The following is a 25538-nucleotide window of genomic DNA, read 5'->3' on the forward strand; positions in this document are numbered from 1 at the left end:
CTGATGACTGACGGCACACCGGGCGATCCTGAGAAGCCGATCCTCCCGAAGCGGAACCGGTCGGCTTCGAAAGCCGAGTTCCGGGCTCAGGTGCAGGCCACCAGGGCCGATTTCGAGCGACAGGTGCTCGCCAGGAAAGCCCAGTTGGATGCGACGAACGAGCGCATCGCCGAGCGCACCGGCCGCAATCTGGTCCTCGCGATCCTGATCGGCGTCGGTGTCGGAGCCCTCCTGCTCTTCAGCCTGATCTTCATCAAAGAGATCTTCCTGGTGTTCGGCATGGCGATGGTCGGCTTCGCGTCCTTCGAACTCACGCAGGCGTTCCGTGGCGCAGGTCACCGGGTGCCGCGCACGCCGACGCTGATCGCGGCCCTCGCGATCGTGCCGGCGTCGTTCTTCTTCCACTCGGGCGGCCAGCTCGTGTCGCTCGCGGCCGGGATCGTGTTCGTCGTGGTCTGGCGGCTGATCGAAGAGGCCGCCAAACCGGATGCGCGGCGCGGGGGAGCTGCGCTCGCACGCGACCTCACCTGGAGCGTCCTCGTGCAGCTCTACGTGGTGCTGCTCGGCAGTTTCGCGATCCTGCTGCTCGCGGAGGACGGCGGAGAGTGGTGGGTGCTGGCGTTCATCATCCTGGTGGTCGCCGTCGACACCGGCGCGTACGTGAGCGGCCTCTCGTTCGGTAAGCACCCCATGGCGCCGACGATCAGCCCGAAGAAGACCTGGGAGGGTTTCGCGGGCGCCGCGGTCACGAGCATCATCGCCGGGGTCCTGCTGTCGCTCTTCATGCTGCACATGACGTGGTGGTTCGGCGTCGTCTTCGGTATCGCACTGCTCCTCACCGCCACACTCGGCGACCTGGCGGAATCGCTGATCAAGCGCGATCTCGGCATCAAGGACATGAGCTCCTGGCTGCCCGGCCACGGCGGTTTCCTCGACAGACTCGACTCGATCCTGCCGTCCGCGGCGGTCACCTACGCGCTCTTCCTCATCTTCGGATGACAGAATGGGGGAGTGAGCACCTTCCCCCGCACTCGCAAAGCCGAGCTCGGCTATGACACCGAGCAGGTCGACGAGTTCCTGCAGACAGCGCGCCGCGCATACGACGGCGGCGCCGACGCCGCCTCGGACAGCACCCCGACGCTGACGGCGGCCGACATCCGGCACACGGCCTTCTCGATGAAGAAGGGCGGATACTCGACCTCGCACGTCGACGCGGCTCTCGAACGCCTCGAGGACGCCTTCGCCTCCCGTGAGAGGGAAGCCACGAGGGCCGACATGGGTGACGCCGCGTGGTTCGAGCAGGCGCGCACCACGGCGCAGGTCATCCTCAACCGGCTGGAGCGGCCGGTGGGCGAGCGGTTCGAGCGCGTGAGCTTCCTCACCTACGGTTACAACAAGGGCGATGTCGACCGTTTCGCCACCCGGTTGTCGCGGTATTTCCAGGACGGACGGCCGATGAGCGTGGAAGAAGTACGCACCGTGACGTTCCGCCCGCAGCGCGGCGGATACCGCGAAGTCCAGGTCGATCTGCTGCTCGACGGCGTGACGGATGTGATGCTGGCTGTTCGCTGAGTATGGGTGGGCTGTGTTGGCAGTTCGTCAATTGTTCGTTATGGTTCTGTGATCGTGGGTAGACGAGAAGCAGAGATCATTCCGCTGTCTCCGGCCAACCCGGTCGGCGTAGCGTTCAAGCGACCCCGGCGTCCGCACATCCGGTCGCGTGCAGCACTGTACGGTTTCGCCTTCACGGCGGCCGTCGGCTTCGCGCTCGTGAACGTGGTCGACCCGTACTCCGGCTCTGCCGCGACGCCCGCGTACGCGGACACCGGCCAGCAGGCCACCAGCAGGTTCGGCGACGCCCCCGTGCAGTCGCTCACCGCTCCCGGCTCATACACGGCGACCATCACGCGCGAGGCGATGACCGTCAAGCCGAAGCCCAAGCCCGTCGTGACCGCGGCTCCCAAGCCGGCGGCGACGTCGAGCGACTCCGGCTCGGGCGGCGGTGGCGGTGCACCAGCTGCCGGAACGCCTGACCCCGGCTCCGCCCAGGCCATCGCCTACCAGATGCTGCAGGCTCGCGGCTGGGGCGACGACCAGTACAACTGCCTCGTCTCGCTCTGGAACCGCGAGTCCGGCTGGAACGTCTACGCGTACAACGCGGGAAGCGGCGCATACGGCATCCCGCAGGCCCTGCCGGGCAGCAAGATGGCATCGGCGGGTCCCGACTGGCAGAACAGCGCCGCCACCCAGATCACCTGGGGCCTCGGCTACATCTCCGGGCGCTATTCGACGCCGTGCGGCGCGTGGAGCCACTCGGAGAGCTCCGGCTGGTACTGATCCCGTTTCGCGCATCCTGAGCGTTCTCCGGCGCGCTGAGCGCCGCACGACGTGCGGAGGCGTCCGCGGGGGATAGCGTTGAGCCATGGAGTTCGCGCTGATCGGGGTCATCGGGGTGATCGTCCTCGTCGTCGTCTCGAAGTTCTCGAAGCAGCTCGGCGTCGCAGCGCCGCTGATCCTCGTGCTCGTGGGCGTCGCGAGTTCGTTCATCCCCGGGCTGCCGTCGCCGATCGAGGTCCCGCCGTGGGTGATCCTCTCGGCCGTGCTCCCTCCGCTGCTCTACGCGGCGGCGATCCAGGTTCCGCTGATGGACTTCCGGCGCAACCTCGGCACCATCTCCGTCCTCTCCGTCGGGCTGGTGATCGTGACGGCGGTCATCGTCGGCATCGTGCTGTCCGCGCTGCTTCCCGACTTGTCTCTCGCCGAGGGCATCGCGCTCGGGGCGGTCGTCAGCCCGACGGATGCGGTCGCGGCCACCGCGGTCGCCAAACGTCTGGGGCTTCCTGCCAGGCTCGTCACGGTGCTCGAGGGGGAGAGCCTCGTCAACGACGCGTCGTCGCTCGTGCTGCTGAAGTCGGCACTGGCGGCGACCGCCGCCGCAGTCAGCATCGGCTCCGTGGCCTGGAACTTCGCCTTCTCCGTGGTGGTCGCCATCGTGATCGGGCTGGTCGTCGGCATCGTCACCGTGTTCTTCCGGTCGCGGCTCAACGACTCGGTGCTGGAGACGGCGATGTCGTTCGCTGTGCCGTTCATCGCGTACATCCCGACCGAGGAGCTCGGCGCATCCGGAATCCTCGCCGTCGTCGTCGCCGGCCTGTACACCGGTCACAACGCCGCCAGGAAGTTCAGCGCGCAGGCGCGCATCGCCGAACGGCTCAACTGGCGCACGGTGCAGTTCGTGCTGGAGAACGGCGTCTTCCTGCTGATGGGGGTGCAGCTCAACACCATCGTGCGAAGTGTCCAGTCCGATCGGGAGTCCATCACGGTGGTGACCGCTGTGGCGATCGGGCTGCTGATCTGCGTCCTGCTGCTCTTCGTGCGCGCGGCGTTCATGGCGCCGGTCGTGCTCTCGCTGCGCGCCGCTCAGCGTCGTGCGGAGCAGATCGGCGACAGGGTCAGCGACGGGCTCGACCGGGTGCGAAACCGCGACGAGCCGACCACGGAGCGCGGCCACCGGCGCTGGCGCCGCCTCACCCGCTACCTCGAACGACGCTCGGCCGACATCACCGAGCTGCAGGACTCGCCGGTCGGCTGGCGCGGCGGCGCGGTGCTCACCTGGGCCGGGATGCGCGGGGTGGTCACACTCGCGGCCGCACAGTCGCTGCCGGCGGACGGGAGCATCCCGTACCGGGCTGAGCTGATCCTGATCGCGTTCACGGTCGCGCTCGTCACACTGCTCGTGCAGGGCGGAACGCTCCCGCTGGTGATCCGCCTGCTGCGGGTCTCCGGCACGGATGCGGCCGCCGACCGGCGCGAGCTGGCCGGACTGCTCGAAGAGCTCAGCGAGGCGGGCATCGCGGCGCTGGAACGGCCGGAGATCCCTCTCGCAGAGGGCCAGAAGCTGGACGACGACGTGGTGGAGCGGGTGCGACAGGACACGCTGCTGCGGGTCGAGGCGGAGTGGGAGCGGGTCGAGCGCGACGAGCAGGAGGCGGAGACGGTTGGGCCGCACCAGCAGTACCGGGCGCTCCGGGCCGCCGTGCTGGATGCGGAGCGCGCCGCCCTCCTCGAGGCGCGCAGCAGGGGCAACTATTCGTCGCGCATCCTGAGCAGGGCGCAGACGATGCTCGACTTCGACGAGTCGCGGATGGCGCAGCGCGAGGACCGGCCGTAGCCGGTCGACGGCAGGGCCGCAGCGGTCGGTCGGGCGTTTAGACTGGACGAATGCCGCGCAGCAACCGTCCCCGAGGTCGTCAGGGCCGGGTGCCGGACGACGACGAGGAGAACGGTCTCGGCCGCCTGCTCGCGGGCTGGCGGCACACCGAGACGCGCCGCGGCATCGTGTGGAACGTGCAGCCCGTCTCCGCCGTCCAGGCGCAGAAGAGCTACGTCTGCCCCGGCTGCGGCAAAGACGTGGCCCCCGGCGTCGCGCACGTGGTCACCTGGCGCGCAGACGGCGTGATGGGCGACGCGGCCGACATCGCCGCCAGGCGGCACTGGCACGCCCACTGCTGGAAGATCAGCTGACGAGAGAGGTCACCCGACGTGACGACTGCCCCCACAGAGATCCGTGGCGCCATCGAGCTGCCGGCCAGGCGAGAGGACATCGAGCTGCACACGCGCGACGGTCTGACACTGGTCGGTGAGCTGGCCAGCCCGCTCGACCGGCCGCCCGTCGCGACACTGGTGACCCTGCATCCACTGCCGACGGGCGGCGGGTTCATGGACTCGCACATTCTGCGGAAGGCCGCCGGCCGCCTCCCCGCCCTCGCCGACATCGCCGTGCTGCGCTTCAACCTGCGAGGCACGACCTCGCCGCGGGGCACCAGCCAGGGAGCCTTCGGACACGGCGTGGACGAGCGATACGACGTTGAGGCGGCGATGGACTTCGTGGCCGAGCGAGGACTGCCGAACCCGTGGCTGGTCGGCTGGTCGTTCGGCACGGAGCTGGCGCTGATGTACGGCCGCCAGTACCCCGTCGCGGGCGTGATCCTGCTCTCGCCCCCGCTGCACAGGGCGAAGCCGGAGGACCTGGCGGCGTGGGCGGGGGACACCCGCCCGATCGTCGCACTCATCCCGGAGCACGACGACTACCTGAAACCGGATGCGGCCGCCGAGCGTTTCGCGCCGCTGCCGCAGATCGAGCTGGTCGATGTCGCGGGCGGAAAGCACCTCTGGGTCGGCGAGACCCAGACGCGCCGCGTGCTCGACGAGATCGTCGCCCGCGTCAATCCGTCCGCGCTGCCGCTGCCGACCACCTGGTCGGCCTCCTAGCAATCGAGCCCAGGTTTTTTCACCGTACGACGCGCTCTTACGGTGAAAAAGCCTGGGCTCGATGGCTTCAGAGCTCGTTCTGGCGGGGGATGACGACCTGCTTGATGATGAGCAGGATGGCGGCGGCGAACGGGATGGCGACCAGGGCGCCGAGGATGCCGAGCAGGGTGCCGCCCGCGAGCGCTGCGACCACGACGAGCGCGCCTGGCACGGCGACCGCGCGGTTCATGATGCGCGGGCTCAGCACGTACGCCTCGACCTGCATGTAGATGATGTAGTAGATCGCCGCGGCGATGGCGGTCGGCGGACCGGCCAGCAGGCACACCAGCGTGATGATGATCGAGCCGGTGATCGTGCCGACCAGCGGGATCAGCGAGAAGAAGAACGCGACGGACGCGAGCAGGATCGGGAACTTCGCGCCGATGATCGACAGGAAGATGGCGCTCAGGATGCCGTTGACCAGCGCGAGTGCGACCTGCCCCATCACGTACTTGCCCACCGAGTCGGTGATCTGGTCGCCGAGGTCGGCGAACCGCGACCGCTTGGAGGCGGGGACGAGCTGGTAGGTGGCGCGCTTGATGCTCGGCAGCGACGCGGTGAAGTAGATGGTCAGGATGATGATGATGATCCCGCCGAAGACGCCGCTGACGATCCCGATGCCGGTCTGCAGCACCTGCGAGGTGATGTTCGGCAGGTTCTGCTGCAGCCACTTCGTGACCGCGTCGATGTTGTCCTGGTTGACGATGGTCGGGAACTGGTTCTGCAGCCCCTCGAACCACTTCTCCGCATCCCCGTGGTTGACCCAGCCGATGATGCCGTTGATGAGCTGCGAGAGCTGATCGACCGCGACCGGCACGATCGCCCAGATGAGCAGGGTGACCAGGCCGATGATGACCACGAGCGTGACCGTGAGTGCTGCCCAGCGCGGGAACTTGCGCCGCTCCAGGAACGAGATCAGCGGCTCGATGCCGAGCGCGATGAACAGCGCGGCACCGATGTAGGTGATGATCGTCGCGAGGTTGACGATCGACGTCAGCAGCAGGAAACCGAGCCCGACACCGAGGGTTCCGATCAAGCCGACGCGGAACGGGTTCTGGATCTTCACGCGGCGGCCCCCTGGGTGCTCATGGTCAGTCTCTGTCGGTTGTCACCTTCTCCGCCTGCTGCAGCACGCCGCGCAGGTTCTCGAAGTAGCCGGCAACGGCTTCGCGCTCAATCCTAATCTGGGCCAGCCGCTCCTCGGCGTCCGCCACCAGGCGGCGTGTCCGATCTTCGGCGTCCTCGATCAGCGCAGCAGCACGTTCCTCGGCGTCGGCGACGATGGTACGCCCTGTTTCGTCCGCTTCGGACTTGGCGGACTTAATCGTGGCGCGGGCCTCGTTCTCCGCCTTCTCGGCTTCGGCGCGCGCCTGCGCTGTGCGCTTGACGGCGTCGGCGAGCTGGGTGTTGGCCTCGTCGAGGTATTTCTGGGTCTGAGCGACGGCCTCCTGGTGGCGCAGGAGGTAGTCCTTCTCCGCTTCGTCGCGCCTGGCCTTGAGTTCGACGTCGAGGTCGATGCGGGCCTGCTCGATCTCGCGGGTGCGCGCATCCACGGTCTCCAGGACCTCGGTGCGCATGGTGGTGAGTTCGGTGTCGAGCGCCGCTCTGGCCTGCACGGACTCCTGCTCGAACGCGCTCCGGAGCGAGGCGAGTTCCGCCTCGAGGGCGGTGCGAGCCTCCGCGACCTCGGCGGCGAGCGTCGCGCGCGCCTCTGCCGTCTCACGTTCGAGGGCGACCCTGGCCTGTTCGGTCTCCGCGGCGAGCTCGACCCTGGTCTGCTCCGACTCGCGCTGCAGGGCGAGGCGCTGCTGCTCCCTGTCGTTCTCCAGCTCGTTCGCCGTGGCCTCTCGCTGGTCGGCCAGGTCGACGCCGGTGCGGCGGGTGTCCTCCGCAAGGGTGCTCTGGATGCGCTGGACCTCTTCGTCGAGGCTCGACTTGGTCTGCTCGACCTCTGCGGCGAGGGCGGATTTGGTCTGCTCGACCTCGGCGGCGAGGGCGGATTTCGTCGTGGTGACCTCGGTCTCCAAGGCGGACTTGGTCTGCTCGACCTCGGCGGCGAGGGCGGACGTGGTCTGCTCGACCTCTGCGGCCAGCTCGGCCTTGGTCTGCTCGACTTCTGCGGCCAGCTCGGCCTTGGTCTGCTCGACCTCTGCGGCCAGCTCGGCCGTGGTCTGCTCGACCTCGACCGCCAGAGCCGCCTTGGTGGTGCTGACCTCGGTGTCGAGGGCCGATTTCGTCTGCTCGACCTCCGTGGCGATGGCGGACTTCGTGGACGTGACTTCCGCGTCGAGCTGAGAGCGCGTGTTCGCGACCTCGGCGGCGAGAGCGCTACGCTCGCGGGCGAGTTCGTCGGCGAGGGTGCTCCGTGCGGTGTCGACCTCCGCAGCGAGGGATGCGCGAAGCTCGGCGGCCTCCGCCTCCAGCTCACGACGCTGCCGCTCTGCGTCTGCCGCGAGGGCCGCCCTGGTCTGCTCGACCTCCGTGGCGAGCGAGGACGCCGTCTGCTCCCTGTCGGCCGCGAGCGACGCTGCCGTGGTCGCGCGGTCGGACTCGAGCTGGGCGCGCGTCTGGGTCGCCTCCGTCCCGAGGGCCGTCCTCGTCTGCAGCACCTCGTCGGCGAGCTGCTTCCTGGTGCGCTCGACCTCCTCTGCCAGCGCACGCCGCGCGGTGGACGCCTCGGTCGCGAGTGCGCTCCTGGTGGTGCTGACCTCGGTCTCCAGCGCGCTCTTGGTCGTGCTGACCTCTGTGTCGAGTGCGCTCTTCGTCGTCGTGACCTCGTCGGTCAGCGCGCTCGTGGTGCGGGTGACCTCGTCTGCGAGTTCCTGCTTGGTGCGGGTGACCTCGTCCGCCAGTTCACTCTTCGTCGCGGTGACCTCGTCGGCCAGCGCGCTCCTGGTCTGCTCGACCTCCGCATCCAGTGCGGCCTTCGTCTGCTCGACCTCGACGGCGAGGGCCTTCTTGGTCTGCTCGACCTCCGTCTGCAGAGCGAGGCGCGTCGTCTTCGACTCGTTGTCCAGATCGGCCCTGGTCTGCTCGGTATCCGCTGCGAGCGCAGCGCGCTGCTGCTCGACCTCTGCAGCGAGGTCGGCGCGTGCCTGCGCCGCCTCCGCTGCGAGCGCGTTGCGCGTGGCGGTCTGCTCGGCCTCCAGCCGGTCCGTCGTCTCCGCGACCTGGCGGGCGAGGTCGAGCCTGGTCTGCTCCGACTCGCGCTCGAACGCCGCCCTGTCCTCGGCGAAGGCGCCGGCGAGCTCTGCACGTCTGGTCTCGATCTCGCGGTCGAGCTGGGCGGCCTCTGCTCTGGCCGCCTCTGCCTCCCTGGTGGCGACGGCCTTCAGCTCCGCGGCCTCCCGGTCGGCCTCCGCACGGACGGCTGACGCTTCGCGCTTGCTCGTCGACCTGACCTCCGCCGCCTCGGTGGCGACGGCGCCCCGGATCGCGGCCGCCTCGCGCATCGCGTCGGTGAGGAGGGTCTCTTTGTCTGCCCTGGTCTTCTCGAGCAGCTCGGCCGACTCGATCTGGGCGTCCTCGATCGCTGTGGTCGCGCGAGCGCGGGCGTCCGCCAGGATGCGCTCCGCCTGCTGGGATGCGGCCGTCTTGATCTTGTCGACCTCGGCCGCGACACCCGCGCGCAGCTTCTCCGCGTCGATATCGGCCTGGGCGATCAGACGGGTGGACTGCTCCTCTGCGACCCTGAGGGTGTTCTCCAGTTTGGTGCCGAGCCCGGAGAAGGTGGGGCTGCCGACCTCTTCGATCTCGGAGTTGAGCTCCTCGACGCGCACCTGCAGGCGCTTGATCTCCTTCGTCGCGTCAGCGGCCTGCGTGTTGGACTTGATCAGGTCACGCCGTAGCTCCTGCAGGGCCTTGTCGACTTCGTCCTTGTCGTATCCGCGGAAGACCTGGGTGAAGTTCGATTCGTCGGTGGCCACTTCTTACTCCTGAAAGCTCGGGGGGTGCGGCGCCTGGCGTGCACCTCGACGATCCTACATTTCGCAGGATGGGCGCGCACCGGTGGACAGCGCATCCGTTGAGGCAACAGTTAGACGGCTCCCAGGGTCACCCGGTATCTTTGGGTAACTGTGCCTCCCGTCGTCTCCGGCACAGAAGGAGCTTGCTTGCGTTTCGTATTCGCCATCGTCGCGTTCGTCGTGGCGGCCGTCATGATCGTCGCGGGGATCGCCCAGCGCACCGTTTTCGCGCCCCCGTCGCAGATCGCCGCCACCACGACGGTGAAAGGCGACCCTCGATACATCGTGATCGACGGCGCCGTGCTGAACGCCCATCCCGGCCAGCAGACCCTGTCCGTCGGCGGTGGAGACACCAAGTCCCAGGTGGTCGCATACGGCAGGACGGCCGACGTCAAGGCGTGGCTCGGCACGGAGAAGTACGTGAGTCTCGGGCTCGACAAGACCACGGGCGACATCACGATGAAGTCGGTCACCACGAAGGCGACGGACGGCGGCTCCACCTCGACGCCGTCTCCCACCAGCACACCCGCAGCGCCCGCCGACCCGGCGACCACGACGCCGGCCGAGGGAGCGACGACAGGAGACGCTGTCGCCACCCCGAACCCGAACCCCGCCGGTTCCGACCTCTGGCTCGAGGAGTTCGACGGCGAGGACGCGCAGGTCACCAGGATGAACGTGCCGGACAGCATCAGCGTGATCGTCGCCGGCGACGGCACGAAGGCCGCTCCGAACCAGATCCGCGTCACCTGGCCTGTCGATTCGTCCACCCCGTTCGCGTTCCCGCTCATCATCGGCGGCCTGGTGCTGCTGGTGGTCGGCATCGGCCTGTACCTCTGGGGTCTGTACGCGATCCGCAAGTCGCGTGGACCGCGCAGGAAGGGCGGCCCGAAGATGCCGAAGCTGCCGAAGGCGCCCAAATACAAGCCGTCGAAGGCCGTCGAGGCGACGCCGAAAGGCCGCAGGTCGGTGAGGCGTTCGATGGTCGCCGTGCCGATCACCCTCGTCGGCGCCCTCGCCCTCAGCGGATGCTCGATCGGAGCAGCCCCGTCGGCGTCCGTTCCCGTCCGCACGGCCAGCCCGATCACCACCGAGCTCCCCAAGGCCAAGGATCAGCTTCCTCCGGCCGTGACCGTGCCACAGCTCGAGCGCATCGTGAAGCGCATCTCCGCGATCGCGACGACGGCGGATGCGAAGGCCGACCCAGCGATCGCCAAGCAGCGCTTCACCGGACCCGCGCTGCAACTGCGCGAGGCCAACTATGCCATCCGCGCGAAGAAGGCGGACGAGCCTGCGCTCCCCGCCATCCCGGCGAGCCCGATCATCCTCTCCCTTCCGCAGGCGACGGACACCTGGCCGCGCACCGTCACAGCGGTCGTCGAGACGCCGAAAGACGCCAACGGCGCGGCGCAGGCGCCGCTCTCGCTGACGCTGGTGCAGGAGACGCCGCGCGACAACTACCTCGTCACGTACGCGGTGTCGCTCGAACCCAAGGCGAAGGTCCCCAACCTGGCGCCCGCGAGCATCGGCTCCGCCGTCGTCCCTCCGGACTCCAAGCTGCTGAAGCTTCCGCCGAAGGAGTTGGCGGCCGCGTACGGCGACGTGCTGATGAACGGCGACGCGAGCAAGTCGGCCGCCCTGTTCAGCGCGGAGGGCGACACCCTGCGCACTCAGGTCGGCTCCGACTGGAAGGCGCAGCAGAAGGCCGAGCTCCAGCAGAAGTACGGCGCAACGTCGTCGCTCGACTTCACGAGCGCCGTCGGGGCGGGGCCGGACATCGCGATGGCGACGAACGACTCCGGTGCGATCGTCTGGGTCAACCTCGAGGAGACGCAGACGCTGAAGGTCGTCGAGGCCGGCGCCGAGGTGGACGCAGGACCGACCTCCGCCGCGCTATCCGGAGTAGCGTCGTCCAAGACGGGCATCGCATCCACCTACGGATACCAGTTGGCGTTCTACGTTCCGCCTGCCGGCTCGTCCGCCAAGATCACCCTCCTGGGCTTCGCCCAGGGACTCGTCTCAGCCAAGGAAGTCCAATGAGCCAGATCCCGCCGAGCCCCACCAACTTCCGTGGAGCCGTCGACCTCACCTCGCTCGTCAACAGGGCCATGACGGCCGGTCAGCCGCCGGCGGCCGGCGCTGACGCTGCGCCGACGGGGGAGCAGGGCGGCGACGTCGCCCTGCCGAGCCTCTATTTCGAGGGCACGGACGCCAACTTCAACGACTTCCTCGACCTGTCGATGAGCGTTCCGATCGTCGTCGACCTGTGGGCGGAGTGGTGCGAGCCGTGCAAGCAGCTCAGCCCCATCCTCGACAAGCTCATCGCCGAATACGCCGGCCGCCTCGTGCTCGTCAAGGTCGACGTGGATGCGAACCCCCAGCTCACGCAGGCGTTCCAGGCCCAGTCGATCCCCGCCGTCGCCGCCGTCATCGGCGGGCGCCCCGTGCAGCTCTTCCAGGGAGCGATCCCCGAGCAGCAGGTGCGCGATGTGTTCGAGCAGCTCCTCCAGCTCGCAGCGCAGAACGGCGTTACGGGACGCGCGGCCGTCGACGGCGCGGAGGCTCCCTCGGCCGACGACGCCGAGCAGGCAGAGCCGGCCCCCGAGCCGTTGCCGCCGCACCACGCCGAGGCGTACGAGGCGATCGAGCGCGGGGACTTCGCGACCGCCATCGCCGAGTACAAGACCGCTATCGCTCAGGACCCGCGCGATTTCATGGCCGTGGCCGGTCTCGCGCAGGTGAGCCTGCTCGCGCGACTCGCAGGGAAGTCGCTCGACGAGATCCGATCGGCCGGCGCCTCCGCTCCCGACGACGTCGACGCTCAGCTCCTCGTGGCCGATCTCGACATCTCCGGCGGACACGTGGACGACGCGTTCGACCGCCTGCTCACCCTGTTCCCGAAGCTCGACGCAGCGGGCAAGGATGCGGTCCGCACGCGCATCCTGGACTATTTCGAGATCGTCGGTGTGGATGACCCGCGCGTCGTGAAGGCGCGGGCTAGGCTGGCTTCGCTGCTGTACTGAGCCGACTCACCGGCCGCGGCGGCGACGCTCCTTTCCGCATCGCATCGATCAGCCGGGAGGCCCCTGCATGACCCGCGTTCTCGTCGTCGGAGGCACCGGCCTGGCCGGACGCGCCGTCACCTCGGAAGCCATCGCCCGCGGACACGACGTGGTGGTCGCATCCCGCAGGGTTCCCGACGACGACAGCGAGCAGTATGTCGACGGCGCGGTCTACGAGACGGCGGACGTGGTCTCCGGCGACGGTCTGGAGGCGGTGCTCGACGGTGTCGACGTGCTCGTGGACACCACCAACGGCAGCGGCCGCACGGCCGCGCACGTCTTCGCGCACGGCTCGCAGAATCTGCTGCACACGGCCGCCAGGTTCGGTGTGCACCAAGCCGTGCTGCTCTCCATCGTGAACGTCGATCGGTCGACGTATCCCTACTACCGCGCCAAAGCGGCTCAGGAGCGGGTCTACCGCGAGTCGCCGCTGAACACCCGCATCCTGCGCACCACCCAGTTCCACGACTTCGTGTCGGCGATCTTCGCCCGCGGGACGGCCGCCATCGTGCCGGCGCCGACCAAGACCAGCTTCCAGCCGATCGCCGTCTCCGACGTGGCCAGGCTGCTGGTGGATGCGGCAGAGGGCCAGGGCGAGGCGGACTCGACGCTCACCGTCGGCGGGCCCAGGGTGGAGACGGCCAGGGCACTCGCCGAACAGTGGAAGGCGGCGACCGGCGCCCGCGGCGCGATCGTGCCCGTCCGCCTCGGCGGCGCGCTCGGCAGCTTCCTGCGCGCGGGAGAGAACCTGATCCCCGGCAACGCCCTGCCGGGGATCGACTACGGCACCTGGCTCAGCTCGAACGTGGCTTGAGCCACAGTCCGCCGAGCGGCGGCAGCGTCACCAGGGCGGACGCAGGGCGGCCAGCCCACGGCTCGTCCACGGCCACCACGGCTCCGAGGTTGCCGACACCGGAGCCGCCGAACGCCTCCGCGTCCGTGTTGAGCAGTTCCTCCCACTCGCCGGCGAACGGCAGACCGACCCGGTAGTCGGTGTGCGGCGCGCCCGAGAAGTTCATCACGATCGCGATCGGCGAGCCGTCCACGTCCTTCCGGAGGAACGCCACGACGTTGCCTGCGGCGTCCGAGCCGTCGATCCACTCGAAGCCCGCCGGGTCGCTGTCGAGCGCCCAGAGGGCGGGGTTTGCCTTGTAGACGGCGTTGAGCTGCGCCACGAGGTCCCAGAGGCCGCGGTGCGACGGCTGGTCGAGGATCCACCAGTCGAGGCCGCGCTCCTCGCTCCACTCGGAAGGCTGGCCGAACTCCTGCCCCATGAACAGGAGCTGCTTGCCGGGGTGCGCCCACATGAACGCGAGGAAGGCGCGAACGTTCGCGAGCTGCTGCCAGTGGTCGCCGGGCATCTTGCCGAGCAGAGAGCCCTTGCCGTGCACGACCTCGTCGTGGCTGATCGGCAGCAGGAAGTTCTCGCTGAACGCGTAGACGAACGAGAACGTGATCTCGCTGTGGTGGTAGCTGCGGTACATCGGGTCCTCGTGGATGTACTGCAGGGCATCGTGCATCCAGCCCATGTTCCACTTGAAGCCGAAGCCGAGTCCGCCAGACGAGGTCGGCTGGGTCACACCGGCCCAGCTCGTCGACTCCTCGGCGATCATGACCGTGCCGGGATTGCGCTTGTACGAGGTGGCGGTGACCTCCTGCAGGAAGCCGATCGCCTCCAGGTTCTCCCGGCCGCCGTGGATGTTCGGAAGCCACTCGCCGTCCGCGCGGGAGTAGTCCAGGTACAGCATCGAGGCGACGGCGTCGACCCGCAGGCCGTCGACGTGGAACTCCTCCAGCCAGTACAGCGCGTTGGCCACCAGGAAGTTGCGCACCTGCGAGTTGCCGAAGTCGAAGACGTATGTGCCCCAGTCCTTCTGCTCTCCGCGGCGCGGGTCCGCGTGCTCGTACAGCGCCTGCCCGTCGAAGCGGGCGAGCGCCCAGTCGTCCTTCGGGAAGTGGCCGGGCACCCAGTCCATGATCACGCCGAAGCCCGCCTGGTGCAGCCGGTCGATCAGGTAGCGCAGGTCGTCGGGGGAGCCGAAGCGGCTGGTCGGCGCGTAGTAGCCGGTGACCTGGTAGCCCCATGACCCGCCGAAGGGATGCTCGGACAGCGGCAGGAATTCGACGTGCGTGTATCCGAGGGCGCCGACGTAGTCGATGAGCTGGTCGGCCGCCTCCCGGTAGCCGAGGCCGGGGCGCCAGCTTCCGAAGTGCAGTTCGTAGATGCTCATGGGACCGGAGTGCGCGTCGCGGGAGGCGCGGTCGCGCATCCACTGGTCGTCGCCCCAGGCGTGCTCGGACGCGGTGACGACGGATGCGGTGGCCGGGGGAGTCTCCGCCGCCCGCGCCATCGGGTCGGCCTTGCGCACCCAGGCGCCGTTCTGGCCGAGCAGGTCGAACTTGTAGATCGCGCCGACCCCGATGCCGGGCAGGAAGATCTCCCAGACGCCGGAGGAGCCCATGCTGCGCAGGGAGTGCCGTTCGCCGTCCCAGTCGTTGAAGTCGCCGACGACGCGCACGGCGCGGGCGTGCGGCGCCCACACGGAGAACGCGGTGCCGCTCACGCCGTCGATCTCGCGGACGTGCGCACCGAGGGCGGTCCAGAGCTGCTCGTGCCGCCCTTCGCCGATCAGGTGGATGTCCAGCTCCCCGATGGTCGGAGCGAACCGGTACGGGTCTTCCGCGTCCCAGACGCTGCCGTCCGGGTAGCGCGCCTCGATCGTGTATGCGTCGGCGCCGACGATGTCGATGCCCTGCCAGATGCCGTGGCCGACGTGGGCCAGCTCGATGTGCGCTCCCGTCGTGAGCACGGCGGCGACCTCGCCGGCCAGGGGCCGGAGCGTCCGGATGACCGTGATGGGGTCTGCGATGCCCTCAGCGCTGACCGCGTGCTGGCCGAGGATCGCGTGCGGGTCGTGGTAGCTGCCGGTCGCGACAGCGAGCAGCAGCCCGTCGTCGAGATCGGGGAGCACGACGGCGGCCGCGCCTTCGGGGATGGGGCTCATCAGGAACCTGCCTTCACGGGTGGCTCTGCTCTCACAGAGAGGATGTGCACGGGTTCGGTGAACGCGTCGAGCCGGACGTAGTCGTCGGCGCCCCAGGTCCACTTCGCACCCGTGACGATGTCTTTGACCTCGAACAGCGCGCCCGGCTCGACGCCGAAGGCCGTCACGTCGAGGTGCACCATCGTCTCGCGCACGGAGTGCGGGTCGACGTTGGCGACGACGATGACCGCATCCGGTTTGCCGCTGCGGGTGAACTCGCCCGCGAGGTATTTGGAGTAGACGAGGATCGAGTCGTCGTCGCTGCCGTGCACGCGCAGGTTGCGGAGCTGGCGGAGCGCAGGATGCTCGCTGCGCGCCCGGTTGAGCATGGTCAGGTACGGCGCGAGCGACTGGCCGAGGGTCTGCGCCCTGGAGTAGTCGCGCGGACGGTACTCGTACTTCTCGTTGTCGATGTACTCCTCGGCTCCCGGGCGTGCGACGTTCTCGTACAGCTCGAAGCCGGAGTAGACGCCCCAGGTCGGCGCGGCGGTCGCCGCGATCGCAGCGCGCACCTTGAACGCGGCCGGCCCGCCGAACTGGAGGTACTCGGTGAGGATGTCCGGCGTGTTCACGAACAGGTTGGGCCGGAGGAAGTCGGCCGTCTCCGTGGCGAGCCCGGTGAGGAACTCCTCGAGCTCCTCCTTCGTGTTCCGCCAGGTGAAGTAGGTGTACGACTGCTGGAAGCCCGCTTTGGCGAGCGTCTGCAGGATCGCGGGGCGTGTGAACGCCTCGGCGAGGAACACCACATCCGGGTCCGTCGCGTTGATCGTGCGGATCAGCCACTCCCAGAACGCGAGCGGCTTGGTGTGCGGGTTGTCGACGCGGAAGATGCGGACGCCGAGCGACATCCAGTACCGCACGATCCGCAGGATCTCCTGGCGCAGGCCCTCCGGGTCGTTGTCGAAGTTGATCGGGTAGATGTCCTGATACTTCTTCGGCGGGTTCTCCGCGTATGCGATGGTGCCATCCGGCAGGGTGGTGAACCACTCGGGATGCTCGGTGACCCACGGGTGGTCGGGCGCGGCCTGGAGCGCGAGGTCGAGGGCGACGTCGAGACCGGACTGCTTGGCCTTGCCGACGAAGTAGACGAAGTCCTTCTCTGTGCCGAGATCGGGGTGGATCGCGTCGTGACCGCCCTCCGCGGAGCCGATCGCCCAGGGGGAGCCGGGGTCGTTCGGCCCGGCGACGAGGGTGTTGTTCGGTCCCTTGCGGAAGGCGTGACCGATCGGGTGGATGGGGGGAAGGTAGACGACGTCGAAGCCCATCGCCGCGACCTCCGGCAGTCGCTTGGCCGCCGAGCGGAAGGTGCCGGACTTCCAGGAGCCGTCCTGCTGCTTCTTCGCGCCCTCCGAGCGTGGGAAGAACTCATACCAACTTCCGACGCCCGCTCGGGTGCGCTCCACCTGGATGCCGAGCGTGGCAGACAGGGTGGGCAGATCGACGACCGGCCGCACGGTGAGGATTCCGGCGACGCGCGGTTCGATGGCCGCCGCGAAACGTTCATCCACTGTTCGTGTCGTGTCGGCGACCACCTTCGCCGTCTCGGTGAGGTGGCGGCGCTCCGCGGTGCTGCGGCGCTTGTCCGTCGCGGCGCGGGTGAGCAGTTCGTGGCCGATGGTCAGCATCAGGTCGGTGTCGATGCCAGCGGGGATCTTCACCTCTGCGTTGTGCCGCCAGGTCGCGTACTCGTCGGCGTACGCCTGCACGCGGTACTTCCAGAGGCCCTCGGTCTCCAGTTGCACGAGCACTTCCCAGCGGTCGGTGCCAGGGTCGACCGGGTGCATCCTGTGCTCGGTCTGCACACCGTTCGGGTCGAGCAGCAGGAGGTCGACGCCGATCTGGTCGTGACCCTCCCTGAACGCGGTCGCCCTGAACGGGATCACCTCGCCGCTGAATGCCGCCGCGGGCCAGAGGCCGTCGTCCACCTGGGGGGAGAGCCCCAGGATCGGGATGCGCCCCAGCAGGGGAACGTAGTCGGTTTGCGCCGGTGCGCCGCCGTCCGCACGGGATGCAGGCTGTCCGGCCGATGCTGTCTTGGTCGCTGCACTCTTAGCCACACCCCGACCGTACACGCATTAACGTGCAGGACATCAGGCTCCCCTAGAGTGGCACCGTGAAGGCAATCCGTAGGTTCACCGTCCGTGCCGTCCTGCCGGAGAATCTCTCCGCACTCGAAGAGATTGCACGTAATTTGCGCTGGTCGTGGCATGAGCCGACCCGCCAGTTGTTCGCGAGGATCGCGCCGGAGCTGTGGCAGCAGGTCGGCCACGATCCGATCGCGCTGCTCGGCGCAGTCGAGCCGTCGAGGCTCGCCGAGCTGGCGGCCGACCAGGGATACGTCGACTGGGCCGCCCACATCAGGGACGACCTGCGCGCGTACCTGAGCGACCCGCGCTGGTACCAGTCGCTCGACGACTCCGCGCCGAAGTCCATCGCGTACTTCTCTCCGGAGTTCGGAATCGCTGCCGCCCTGCCGCAGTACTCCGGCGGTCTCGGCATCCTGGCAGGCGACCACCTCAAGGCGGCGAGCGACCTCGGCGTCCCGCTCGTCGGCGTCGGCCTGTTCTACCGCTCCGGCTACTTCGCGCAGGCGATCACTCCGGACGGCTGGCAGCTCGAGAGCTACCCCGTGCTCGACCCGGACGGCCTCCCGCTGTCCGTGCTGCGCAACCCGGACGGCACGCCTGTGCAGATCAGCCTCGCACTGCCGGACGGGGTGCTGCACGCCCGCGTCTGGCAGGTGGCCGTCGGGCGGGTGACGCTGCTGCTGCTCGACACGGACATCCCGGAGAACGAGGAGCGCCTGCGCTCGGTGACCGACCGCCTCTACGGCGGCGGGGGAGAGCACCGCCTGCTGCAGGAGCTCCTGCTCGGCATCGGCGGCGTGCGCGCGGTCAAAGCCTGGACGGAGCTCGCCGGCGCGCCCGCGGCCGAGGTGTTCCACACCAACGAGGGACACGCCGGTTTCCTGGGCCTGGAGCGCATCTCCGACCTCATCGGAGAGGGTCTGACCTTCGACGAGGCCTTGCAGGTGGTCCGCGCAGGCACCGTGTTCACCACGCACACACCCGTACCGGCCGGGATCGACCGGTTCGACACACCGCTCGTCGAGCGGTACTTCTCCACCGACCTCCTGCCGGGCGTCGACCCCCAGCAGGTGCTCGCCCTCGGCGCAGAGGACTACCCAGGCGGCTCGCCGGACGTCTTCAACATGGCCGTGATGGGACTGCGCCTCGGCCAGCACGCCAACGGCGTCTCCCGGCTGCACGGCGAGGTCAGCAGGCAGATGTTCAACGGCCTGTATCCGGGGTTCGACGCGCGGGAGGTGCCGATCGACTCTGTCACCAACGGCGTCCACGCGCCCACCTGGACCGACCCGATGCTTCTCGCCCTCGCCGAGGAACGCCTCGGCACGGACGACACCACCGTCGCGGACTGGGCCAACAGCGGAGCCGTCAGCGACCTCGACCTCTGGTCGGTGCGCACCAGGATGCGCGAACAGCTCGTCGGCGACGCCCGCCGCCGTCTGCAGGCCGCCTGGGAGTCGCAGAACCCCGGCGGCATCGCACCGGCGTGGATGGACGAACTGCTCGACCCGTCCGTGCTGACCATCGGCTTCGCCAGGCGCGTGCCGACGTACAAGCGCCTCACGCTGATGCTGCACAGCCCGGAGCGGCTGCGCGCGATCCTGCTGAACCCCGAGCGGCCCGTGCAGATCGTGATCGCCGGCAAGTCGCACCCGGCGGACGACGAGGGCAAGCGCCTCATCCAGAAGCTGGTGCAGTTCGCTTCGGAGCCGGACATCCGCACCCGCATGGTCTTCCTGCCCGACTACGACATCGGGATGGCGCAGCTTCTCTATCCGGGCACGGACATCTGGCTGAACAACCCGCTGCGCCCGCTCGAAGCCTGCGGAACCTCGGGGATGAAGGCGGCGCTGAACGGCGCGCTCAACCTGTCCATCCTCGACGGCTGGTGGAACGAGTTCTACGACGGCGAGAACGGCTGGGCGATCCCGTCCGCCGACGCGGCCGGAGACGGCGCAGAGCGCGACGCCCTCGAGGCGGAAGCGCTGTACGACCTGATCGAGCACCAGATCGCCCCGCGCTTCTACGACCGCACCGTCGACGGCGTGCCCGCCGCGTGGGTCGGCCAGATCCGGCACACGCTCTCCACGCTGTCGCCCGAGCTGAGCGCCGGTCGCATGGTGCGCGAGTACGTCAACCGCCTCTACGTTCCCGCCGCGTCGTTCGAGCGCAGGCTCGCGGCAGACGGCTTCGCCGACGCGCGCAGCCTCGCCGCCTGGAAGTCCCGCGTGCGCGCGGCGTGGCCGGGCGTGAACGTCGCCCACGTCGACGCCGGAGGAGTGGATGCGGTGCCGCAGGTCGGCGACGAACTGCACGTCCGCGCGCTCGTCCACCTCAACGGCCTCTCGCCGGAGGACGTGGAAGTGCAGGTGGTCTACGGCCGCAGCCACGAGGGCGATGAGCTGACCGACGTGCGCCACGAGGCGCTGACCCTCGACACTGCTGCTCCCGGCACGGACGACCCGTCGGTCGCCCGCGAGTACCGCGGGACGGTCAAGCTGCAGATCGCGGGCGGCTTCGGCTACACCGTGCGGATCGTGCCGAAGAACGCGCTGCTGATCTCGGACGCCGAGCTGGGACTCGTGGCTGTCGCCTCGTAGCCCTCAGGCGACGCCCGACGGCTGGCCCCTCCGACGACTGGCCCCTCCGACGAGTGGCCCCGAGACGAGTGGTCCCGAATTGCCGTATGGATCTCGGTCCGCACGGCAATTCGGGACCACTCGTTCGCGTTTCAGGCGGCGATGACCGCGAACGTGCCGCCGGTGGCGGTGAGCAGGTCGGCGGGGGAGAGCTCCACATCCACGCCCCGCTTGCCGCCGGAGACGAACACCGTGTCCCAGAGCTGCGCCGTCTCGTCCACGACCGTCACGTGGCTGGTCTTCTGGCCGATCGGGCTGATGCCGCCGACCACGTAGCCGGTCTTGCGTTCGGCGACGGCCGGGTCGGCCATTGTGGCCCGCTTCGCGCCGACCGCGGCCGCGAGAGCCTTGAGGTCGAGCATCCCGGTCACCGGGACGACCCCGACCACCAGGCCGAGCTCGGTGGCAGCGAGCAAGGTCTTGAACACGCGGTCTGGCTCGACGCCGAGCGCTGCGGCGGCTTCCAGGCCGTAGGAGGCCGCGGCCGGATCGTGCTCGTACGCGCGGACGGTGAACGGGATGCCCGCCGCGCTGAGCGCAACTGTCGCCGGGGTGCCGGCGGTCGGCTTCGCAGCGGTGTTTTTCGCAGCGGCGCCCCTCGCGGCCGCGCGCTTGGACGCCGGCACTAGCTCTGCGCCTCCACCTCGGACGGGTGCTGCTCCACGGCCGTCTCCGACGGCTCGAGTCGCGGCCCGTTCGCGCGGAAGAGCTGCATCGACGCCCCGCCGACCAACCGCGTGGCGCCCGGCGCGAGCGTGTCGCTCTCCTCGTCGATGGGCACCTCGGTGGCGCTGTCCCAGAGCAGCCGGTACGAGTCGACGCCCGGCGCGACGGGAAGCCGCACCTCCACGTCGTCCTCCACGCCATGCACGATCAGCAGGATGCGGTTGAACTCCTCCCTGTCGGGAGTGGAGGCCGCGAGGTACTGCAGCGTGCGGTTCTCCGGGGAGTTCCAGTCGTCGTCGTCCATCAGCGCGCCCGTGGCGTCGAACCAGTCCATGTGGCTGGCGTTCTTCGTGGTCTCGCCGAACACGGCGTACTTGCTCGGCCGCAGCGCCGGGTTGTCGCGGCGCAGCTCCAGCAGTCGCTTGGTGGTGTCGTACATCTCCCGCTGGTCGCGGGTGCGCAGCCAGCTCAGCCAGGTGAGCTCGCTGTCCTGGCAGTACGCATTGTTGTTGCCGCGCTGGCTCCTGCCGAACTCGTCGCCCGCCGTGAGCATCGGCACCCCCGCGCTCAGCAGCAGGGTCCCCATCAGGTTGCGCATCGCCTTGTGACGGTCGAGCAGCACCGCCTCGTCCGTCGTCACGCCCTCGACGCCGTGATTGAACGACCGGTTGTTGTCCGTGCCGTCGCGGTTGTTCTCGCCGTTTCCGAGGTTGTGCTTGACGTCGTACGCGGTCAGGTCGGCCATCGTGAAGCCGTCGTGCGCCGTCACGAAGTCCACCGACGCCAGCGGGCCGCGCTCCGGGGAGAACGTGTTGGACGAACCGGCGAGCCGTGTGGCGAAACCGCCGATGCCCACCGGAGCCTGCCCGTTCCTCCGTGCGTCGGCGATGTCGGCCAGCCAGAAGTTCCGCACCCTGTCGCGGTAACGGTCGTTCCACTCCGACCAGCCATGCGGGAAGTTCCCGGTCTGCCAGCCGCCCATGCCCACATCCCACGGCTCGGCGATCAGCTTCACGTCGACGAGCGCCGGGTCGTGCAGCACGCCCCGCAGCAGGGGATGCTCCGGGCTGTACTCCACATCGGCTCCGCGCCCGAGCGTGGCAGCCAGGTCGAACCGGAAGCCGTCGATCTGCACCTCGTTCGCCCAGTAGCGCAGCGAGTCCTGAACCAGCCGGATGGGGACGGGGTGCCCGAAGTTCAGGGTGTTCCCGCATCCCGTGACGTCGATGTACGCGCCGTGCTCGTCCTGCCGGTAGTACGTGGCGTTGTCGATGCCGCGGAAACTCGTCCGCGGGCCGCCGAGGCCCTCCTCGGCCGTGTGGTTGTAGACGACGTCGAGGATGACCTCGAGCCCGGCCAGGTGCAGAAGCTTCACCATGCCCTTGAACTCGGCGAGCACCGCATCCGGACCAGCAGCCTGCGCCGCACGCGACGCGTACGGAACGTGCGGGGAGAAGAAATTGAGGGTGTTGTACCCCCAGTAGTTGGTGAGCCCCTGCTGCAGGAGCCGCTGCTCGGACACGAACGCGTGCACAGGCAGCAGCTCGACGGCGGTGACGCCCAGGTCTTTCAGATAGCCGATGGTCGACTCGTGCGCGAGCCCCGCATACGTGCCGCGCAGCTCCTCCGGCACGTCGGGGTTCAGCTTGCTGATGCCCTTGACGTGCGCCTCGTACACCACGGTGTGATCGAGCGGAGTGTTCGGCTTGCGCGCATCCCCCCAGTCGAAGCCGTCCGCGACCACCGTGCCGCGCCAGCCGTCGGAACCCACCCGCACCAGTCCACGCGCGTACGGGTCGAGCAGCAGCGTCTCCGGGTTGAACACGTTGGTGGGGGAGGCCGGCCCCGAGACCCGGATGGCATACCGGCTGCCGACCGTGAGAGAGCGCGACCTGCCCACCCACACGTTGTTCGCATCCTTGGTCATGGTGACGGTCTTCACCAGCCAGTTCGGGTCCTTCGCATCGAACAGGCACAGCTCCATGCCGTCGGCGTGCTCGGACCACACCCGCAGCTCACCGCCGTGAGTACCGACGCGGACGCCCAGATTGCGCAGAGGATCAGCGGAGGTCATGCGATCTACAGTAGTGAATGCGGGTGACGATCCCGCTGAGAGGGAAAGGAGGGGCAGGTGCCGGTCTACCTCGACCACGCGGCCACCACACCCATGCGACCGGACGCCATCGCGGCATACGCGGAGGCGATGGGCGTCGTCGGCAACCCGTCCTCCATCCACAGCCAGGGCCAGCAGGCCAAACGGATGCTCGAAGAAGCCCGCGAGACGGTCGCGGAAACGCTCGGCTGCGACCCGATCGAAGTCGTCTTCACCTCGGGAGGCACCGAAGCGATCAACCTCGCCATCAAAGGCCTGTACTGGCAGCGCAACCCGGACGGACGGCGACCGCGCATCCTCGCCCCTGGCGGAGAGCACCACGCAACGGCCGACACGATCGACTGGCTGACGCACGCGGAGGGAGCGAACGCCGACTGGCTCCCGCTCGACCAGGAAGGACGCATCCGGCTCGACGCCGCTGCGGACGCGCTCGCCGCGCACGCGGACGACACCGCCCTTCTCACCTTCCTCTCCGTCAACAACGAGGTCGGCACCATCCAGCCGGTGTCGGCGCTCGCGGCGCTCGCCGCGGACGCCGGGGTTCCTGTGCACGTCGACGCGGTCGCAGCGTACGGCCACCTGCAGATCGACTTCTCGTCCCTCGGCGTCGCCGCCCTCAGCGTGTCAGCGCACAAGATCGGCGGCCCTGTCGGCATCGGGGCGCTCGTGCTCGCCCGCACGGCGAACGTGGTGCCGCTGGTGCACGGCGGCGGCCAGCAGCGCCAGGTGCGCAGCGGCACGCAGGACGTCGCGGCTGCGGTCTCGTTCGCGGTGGCGGCGAGGGCGGCGGCGACCGAGCTCGCTGGGGAGAGCGCGCGGCTGACCGCGCTGCGCGACCGGCTCATCCGGGGTGTGCTGACCTCGATCCCGGAGGCGCGACTCAGCGGACCGGCCTCGGACGGCACGGAGCGCGTCGCCTCGAACGTCCACGTCACCTTCCCCGGCGCGCAGGGAGACTCGCTGCTGTTCCTGCTCGACCTCGCCGGTGTGTCCGTCTCAACGGGGTCCGCCTGCCAGGCGGGAATCCCCGAGCCGTCGCACGTCCTCCTGGCGATGGGGCGCACAGAGGACGAGGCACGCAGCGCCCTCCGCTTCACCCTCGGCCGCACCACCACAGACGCCGACGTGGATGCGCTGCTCGCCGCCCTCCCAGGCGCCTACGCGCAGGCCACCCGCGCCGGCCTCGCCACGCGCGCCCCGCGCCTGGCCTGACGCTGCGCGCCGCGCATCCACGAGTCGTGCGAAAAGTGCGGTGGGCGCGGCAGGCACCGCGCGTTTTGCACGAGACGTGCCCGCGCCCGCATCCACGAGTCGTGCGGAAGGTGCGGTGGGCGCGGCGGGCACCGCACGTTTTACACGAGGCGTGCGGGCGCAGACGGACGGGTGTGGCGGGGGCGACCGCACGAATCGTGCGCTCAGAGTGGGCGCGTACAATCGCCTGGTGAAGATTTTGGCAGCGATGAGCGGTGGCGTCGACTCCGCGGTGGCGGCGGCGCGCGCCGTCGACGCCGGGCACGAGGTGGTCGGCGTGCACCTGGCGCTCAGCAGGATGCCAGGAACGCTGCGCACCGGAAGCCGCGGCTGCTGCACGATCGAGGACTCGATGGATGCGCAGCGCGCGGCCAACATCATCGGCATCCCGTACTACGTGTGGGACTTCTCCGAACGCTTCAAGCTCGACGTCGTCGACGACTTCATCGCCGAGTACACGGCGGGCCGCACGCCCAACCCGTGTATGCGCTGCAACGAGAAGATCAAGTTCGCCGCCCTGCTGGAGAAGGCGCTCGACCTCGGCTTCGACGCCGTGTGCACGGGGCACTACGCCACGATCCTCACCGACGAGGACGGCAACCGCGAACTGCACAGAGCGAGCGCGTGGGCCAAGGACCAGTCGTATGTGCTCGGCGTGCTGACCTCGGAACAGCTCGCGCACGCGATGTTCCCGCTCGGCGCTACGCCGTCCAAGGCGGAGGTGCGTGCTGAGGCGGCCGAGCGCGGTTTCAGCGTTGCCAACAAGCCGGACTCGCACGACATCTGCTTCATCCCGGACGGCGACACCCGCGGCTGGCTCGCGGAGCGCGTCGGGGCGGAGACCGGGGACATCCTGGACCGCGAAGGCAACAAGCTCGGCGACCACGGCGGCGCGCACGCATTCACGGTCGGCCAGCGCAAGGGCCTCAACATCGGCTACCCGTCGGACGACGGCAAGCCGCGCTTCGTGCTCGAGGTGCGCCCGAAGGACAACACGGTGGTCGTCGGCCCCAAGGAGGCGCTGGACATCGCCGAGATCGCCGGATCACGCTTCACCTGGGCCGGCCGCGCTCCGGAGAACGCGGGCGAGGAGTTCGCCTGCGACGTGCAGATCCGCGCACACGCCGACCCCGTTCCCGCCATCGCTGTGGTGCGCGACGGCGAACTGGTCATCCGCCCCGACGTGCCGCTCAACGGCGTGGCTCCAGGCCAGACCGCCGTCGTCTACGTCGGCACGCGCGTGCTCGGCCAGACCACGATCGACCGCACCGTCTCCGCCGTCCCCGTCGTCCGCGTCGCGTAGCCGTCGAGCCCAGGCTTTTTCACCGATAGACACACGCTTACGGTGAAAAAGGCTGGGCTCGATCGCTTGGTCGGTGGTGGCTAATAGGCTGTCGGCGTGGC

The 25538-nt window shown here is 69.2% G+C and carries 18 protein-coding genes; 12 read left to right on the top strand and 6 right to left on the bottom strand.

Annotation, left to right across the window (positions count from 1 at the left end; genetic code table 11):
* Positions 1 to 3: 3 nt before the first annotated feature.
* The 6 genes from ACYVGI_RS05530 to ACYVGI_RS05555 all read left to right on the top strand — a co-directional run bounded on the left by ACYVGI_RS05530 (position 4) and on the right by ACYVGI_RS05555 (position 5271).
* The gene (locus tag ACYVGI_RS05530) at positions 4 to 999 is read left to right on the top strand and encodes a phosphatidate cytidylyltransferase (RefSeq protein WP_460631658.1); all 996 of its coding nucleotides are present in this window, start codon (positions 4 to 6) and stop codon (positions 997 to 999) included.
* A 12-nt stretch (positions 1000 to 1011) separates the two neighbouring features.
* Positions 1012 to 1572: a DivIVA domain-containing protein gene (locus tag ACYVGI_RS05535; protein ID WP_460631659.1), complete on the top strand. Its 561-nt coding sequence runs from the start codon at positions 1012 to 1014 to the stop codon at positions 1570 to 1572.
* 54 nt (positions 1573 to 1626) lie between these two features.
* Positions 1627 to 2337 carry an aggregation-promoting factor C-terminal-like domain-containing protein gene (locus ACYVGI_RS05540; protein WP_460631660.1) on the top strand — a complete coding sequence of 237 codons (711 nt, stop codon included), beginning with the start codon at positions 1627 to 1629 and terminating at the stop codon, positions 2335 to 2337.
* Between the two features lie 85 nt (positions 2338 to 2422).
* Positions 2423 to 4171 carry a cation:proton antiporter gene (locus ACYVGI_RS05545; RefSeq protein WP_460631661.1) on the top strand — a complete coding sequence of 583 codons (1749 nt, stop codon included), beginning with the start codon at positions 2423 to 2425 and terminating at the stop codon, positions 4169 to 4171.
* A 50-nt stretch (positions 4172 to 4221) separates the two neighbouring features.
* A complete protein-coding gene (locus tag ACYVGI_RS05550) occupies positions 4222 to 4524 on the top strand; it encodes a hypothetical protein (protein ID WP_460631662.1) in 303 nt (100 codons plus the stop codon).
* 18 nt (positions 4525 to 4542) lie between these two features.
* A complete protein-coding gene (locus ACYVGI_RS05555; protein WP_460631663.1) occupies positions 4543 to 5271 on the top strand; it encodes an alpha/beta hydrolase in 729 nt (242 codons plus the stop codon).
* A gap of 67 nt (positions 5272 to 5338) precedes the next feature.
* Here ACYVGI_RS05555 and ACYVGI_RS05560 read toward each other — a convergent pair whose 3' ends face one another.
* Together ACYVGI_RS05560 and ACYVGI_RS05565 are read right to left on the bottom strand one after the other, a co-directional pair.
* Positions 5339 to 6376: an AI-2E family transporter gene (locus ACYVGI_RS05560; RefSeq protein WP_460631664.1), complete on the bottom strand. Its 1038-nt coding sequence runs from the start codon at positions 6374 to 6376 to the stop codon at positions 5339 to 5341.
* A gap of 25 nt (positions 6377 to 6401) precedes the next feature.
* The gene (locus tag ACYVGI_RS05565; RefSeq protein WP_460631665.1) at positions 6402 to 9236 is read right to left on the bottom strand and encodes an apolipoprotein A-IV repeat region-like domain-containing protein; all 2835 of its coding nucleotides are present in this window, start codon (positions 9234 to 9236) and stop codon (positions 6402 to 6404) included.
* A gap of 186 nt (positions 9237 to 9422) precedes the next feature.
* Between ACYVGI_RS05565 and ACYVGI_RS05570 the strand changes: the two genes are divergently transcribed.
* From ACYVGI_RS05570 to ACYVGI_RS05580, 3 genes are all read left to right on the top strand, one after another.
* On the top strand, positions 9423 to 11312 hold the full coding sequence (locus ACYVGI_RS05570) for a hypothetical protein (protein ID WP_460631666.1): 1890 nt from the start codon (positions 9423 to 9425) through the stop codon (positions 11310 to 11312).
* The gene (locus tag ACYVGI_RS05575) at positions 11309 to 12295 is read left to right on the top strand and encodes a tetratricopeptide repeat protein (protein WP_460631667.1); all 987 of its coding nucleotides are present in this window, start codon (positions 11309 to 11311) and stop codon (positions 12293 to 12295) included. Before ACYVGI_RS05570 ends, ACYVGI_RS05575 begins: the two co-directional genes overlap by 4 nt.
* A gap of 67 nt (positions 12296 to 12362) precedes the next feature.
* Complete coding sequence (locus ACYVGI_RS05580; protein ID WP_460631668.1) at positions 12363 to 13148, top strand: SDR family oxidoreductase; 786 nt, start codon at positions 12363 to 12365, stop codon at positions 13146 to 13148.
* Here the strand turns inward: ACYVGI_RS05580 and glgB are convergent.
* Together glgB and ACYVGI_RS05590 are read right to left on the bottom strand one after the other, a co-directional pair.
* Complete coding sequence (glgB, locus tag ACYVGI_RS05585) at positions 13129 to 15339, bottom strand: 1,4-alpha-glucan branching protein GlgB (RefSeq protein ID WP_460631669.1); 2211 nt, start codon at positions 15337 to 15339, stop codon at positions 13129 to 13131. The two genes, ACYVGI_RS05580 and glgB, sit on opposite strands and share 20 nt — an antisense overlap.
* Positions 15339 to 17324: an alpha-1,4-glucan--maltose-1-phosphate maltosyltransferase gene (locus ACYVGI_RS05590; protein WP_460632407.1), complete on the bottom strand. Its 1986-nt coding sequence runs from the start codon at positions 17322 to 17324 to the stop codon at positions 15339 to 15341. Before ACYVGI_RS05590 ends, glgB begins: the two co-directional genes overlap by 1 nt.
* A 167-nt stretch (positions 17325 to 17491) precedes the next feature.
* Here ACYVGI_RS05590 and glgP point away from each other — a divergent pair, with 167 nt between their 5' ends.
* The gene (gene glgP, locus ACYVGI_RS05595; RefSeq protein WP_460631670.1) at positions 17492 to 20065 is read left to right on the top strand and encodes an alpha-glucan family phosphorylase; all 2574 of its coding nucleotides are present in this window, start codon (positions 17492 to 17494) and stop codon (positions 20063 to 20065) included.
* Positions 20066 to 20196: 131 nt separating this feature from the next.
* Here glgP and ybaK read toward each other — a convergent pair whose 3' ends face one another.
* Positions 20197 to 20730 (bottom strand): Cys-tRNA(Pro) deacylase, encoded by a 534-nt coding sequence (gene ybaK / locus ACYVGI_RS05600; protein ID WP_460631671.1) that lies wholly within the window; start codon positions 20728 to 20730, stop codon positions 20197 to 20199.
* Positions 20730 to 22844, bottom strand: a complete 2115-nt coding sequence (gene glgX, locus ACYVGI_RS05605) for a glycogen debranching protein GlgX (protein WP_460631672.1) — start codon at positions 22842 to 22844, stop codon at positions 20730 to 20732. The genes ybaK and glgX overlap by 1 nt, the downstream gene beginning before the upstream one ends.
* 57 nt (positions 22845 to 22901) lie before the next feature.
* On the opposite strand from glgX, the gene ACYVGI_RS05610 reads away from it, so the two are divergent.
* Positions 22902 to 24095, top strand: a complete 1194-nt coding sequence (locus ACYVGI_RS05610; protein WP_460631673.1) for a cysteine desulfurase family protein — start codon at positions 22902 to 22904, stop codon at positions 24093 to 24095.
* Between the two features lie 229 nt (positions 24096 to 24324).
* Positions 24325 to 25437 carry a tRNA 2-thiouridine(34) synthase MnmA gene (gene mnmA, locus ACYVGI_RS05615; RefSeq protein WP_460631674.1) on the top strand — a complete coding sequence of 371 codons (1113 nt, stop codon included), beginning with the start codon at positions 24325 to 24327 and terminating at the stop codon, positions 25435 to 25437.
* Positions 25438 to 25538 lie beyond the last annotated feature (101 nt).

The organism is Leifsonia lichenia (assembly GCF_054780215.1).

Bases quoted from the DNA above. Each gene is read 5' to 3' on its own strand.
- ACYVGI_RS05550 (WP_460631662.1), top strand. From the start codon at position 4,222: ATGCCGCGCAGCAACCGTCCCCGAGGTCGTCAGGGCCGGGTGCCGGAC.
- ACYVGI_RS05530 (WP_460631658.1), top strand. From the start codon at position 4: ATGACTGACGGCACACCGGGCGATCCTGAGAAGCCGATCCTCCCGAAG.
- glgB (WP_460631669.1), bottom strand. From the start codon at position 15,339: ATGAGCCCCATCCCCGAAGGCGCGGCCGCCGTCGTGCTCCCCGATCTC.
- ACYVGI_RS05575 (WP_460631667.1), top strand. From the start codon at position 11,309: ATGAGCCAGATCCCGCCGAGCCCCACCAACTTCCGTGGAGCCGTCGAC.
- ACYVGI_RS05545 (WP_460631661.1), top strand. From the start codon at position 2,423: ATGGAGTTCGCGCTGATCGGGGTCATCGGGGTGATCGTCCTCGTCGTC.
- glgX (WP_460631672.1), bottom strand. From the start codon at position 22,844: ATGACCTCCGCTGATCCTCTGCGCAATCTGGGCGTCCGCGTCGGTACT.
- ACYVGI_RS05580 (WP_460631668.1), top strand. From the start codon at position 12,363: ATGACCCGCGTTCTCGTCGTCGGAGGCACCGGCCTGGCCGGACGCGCC.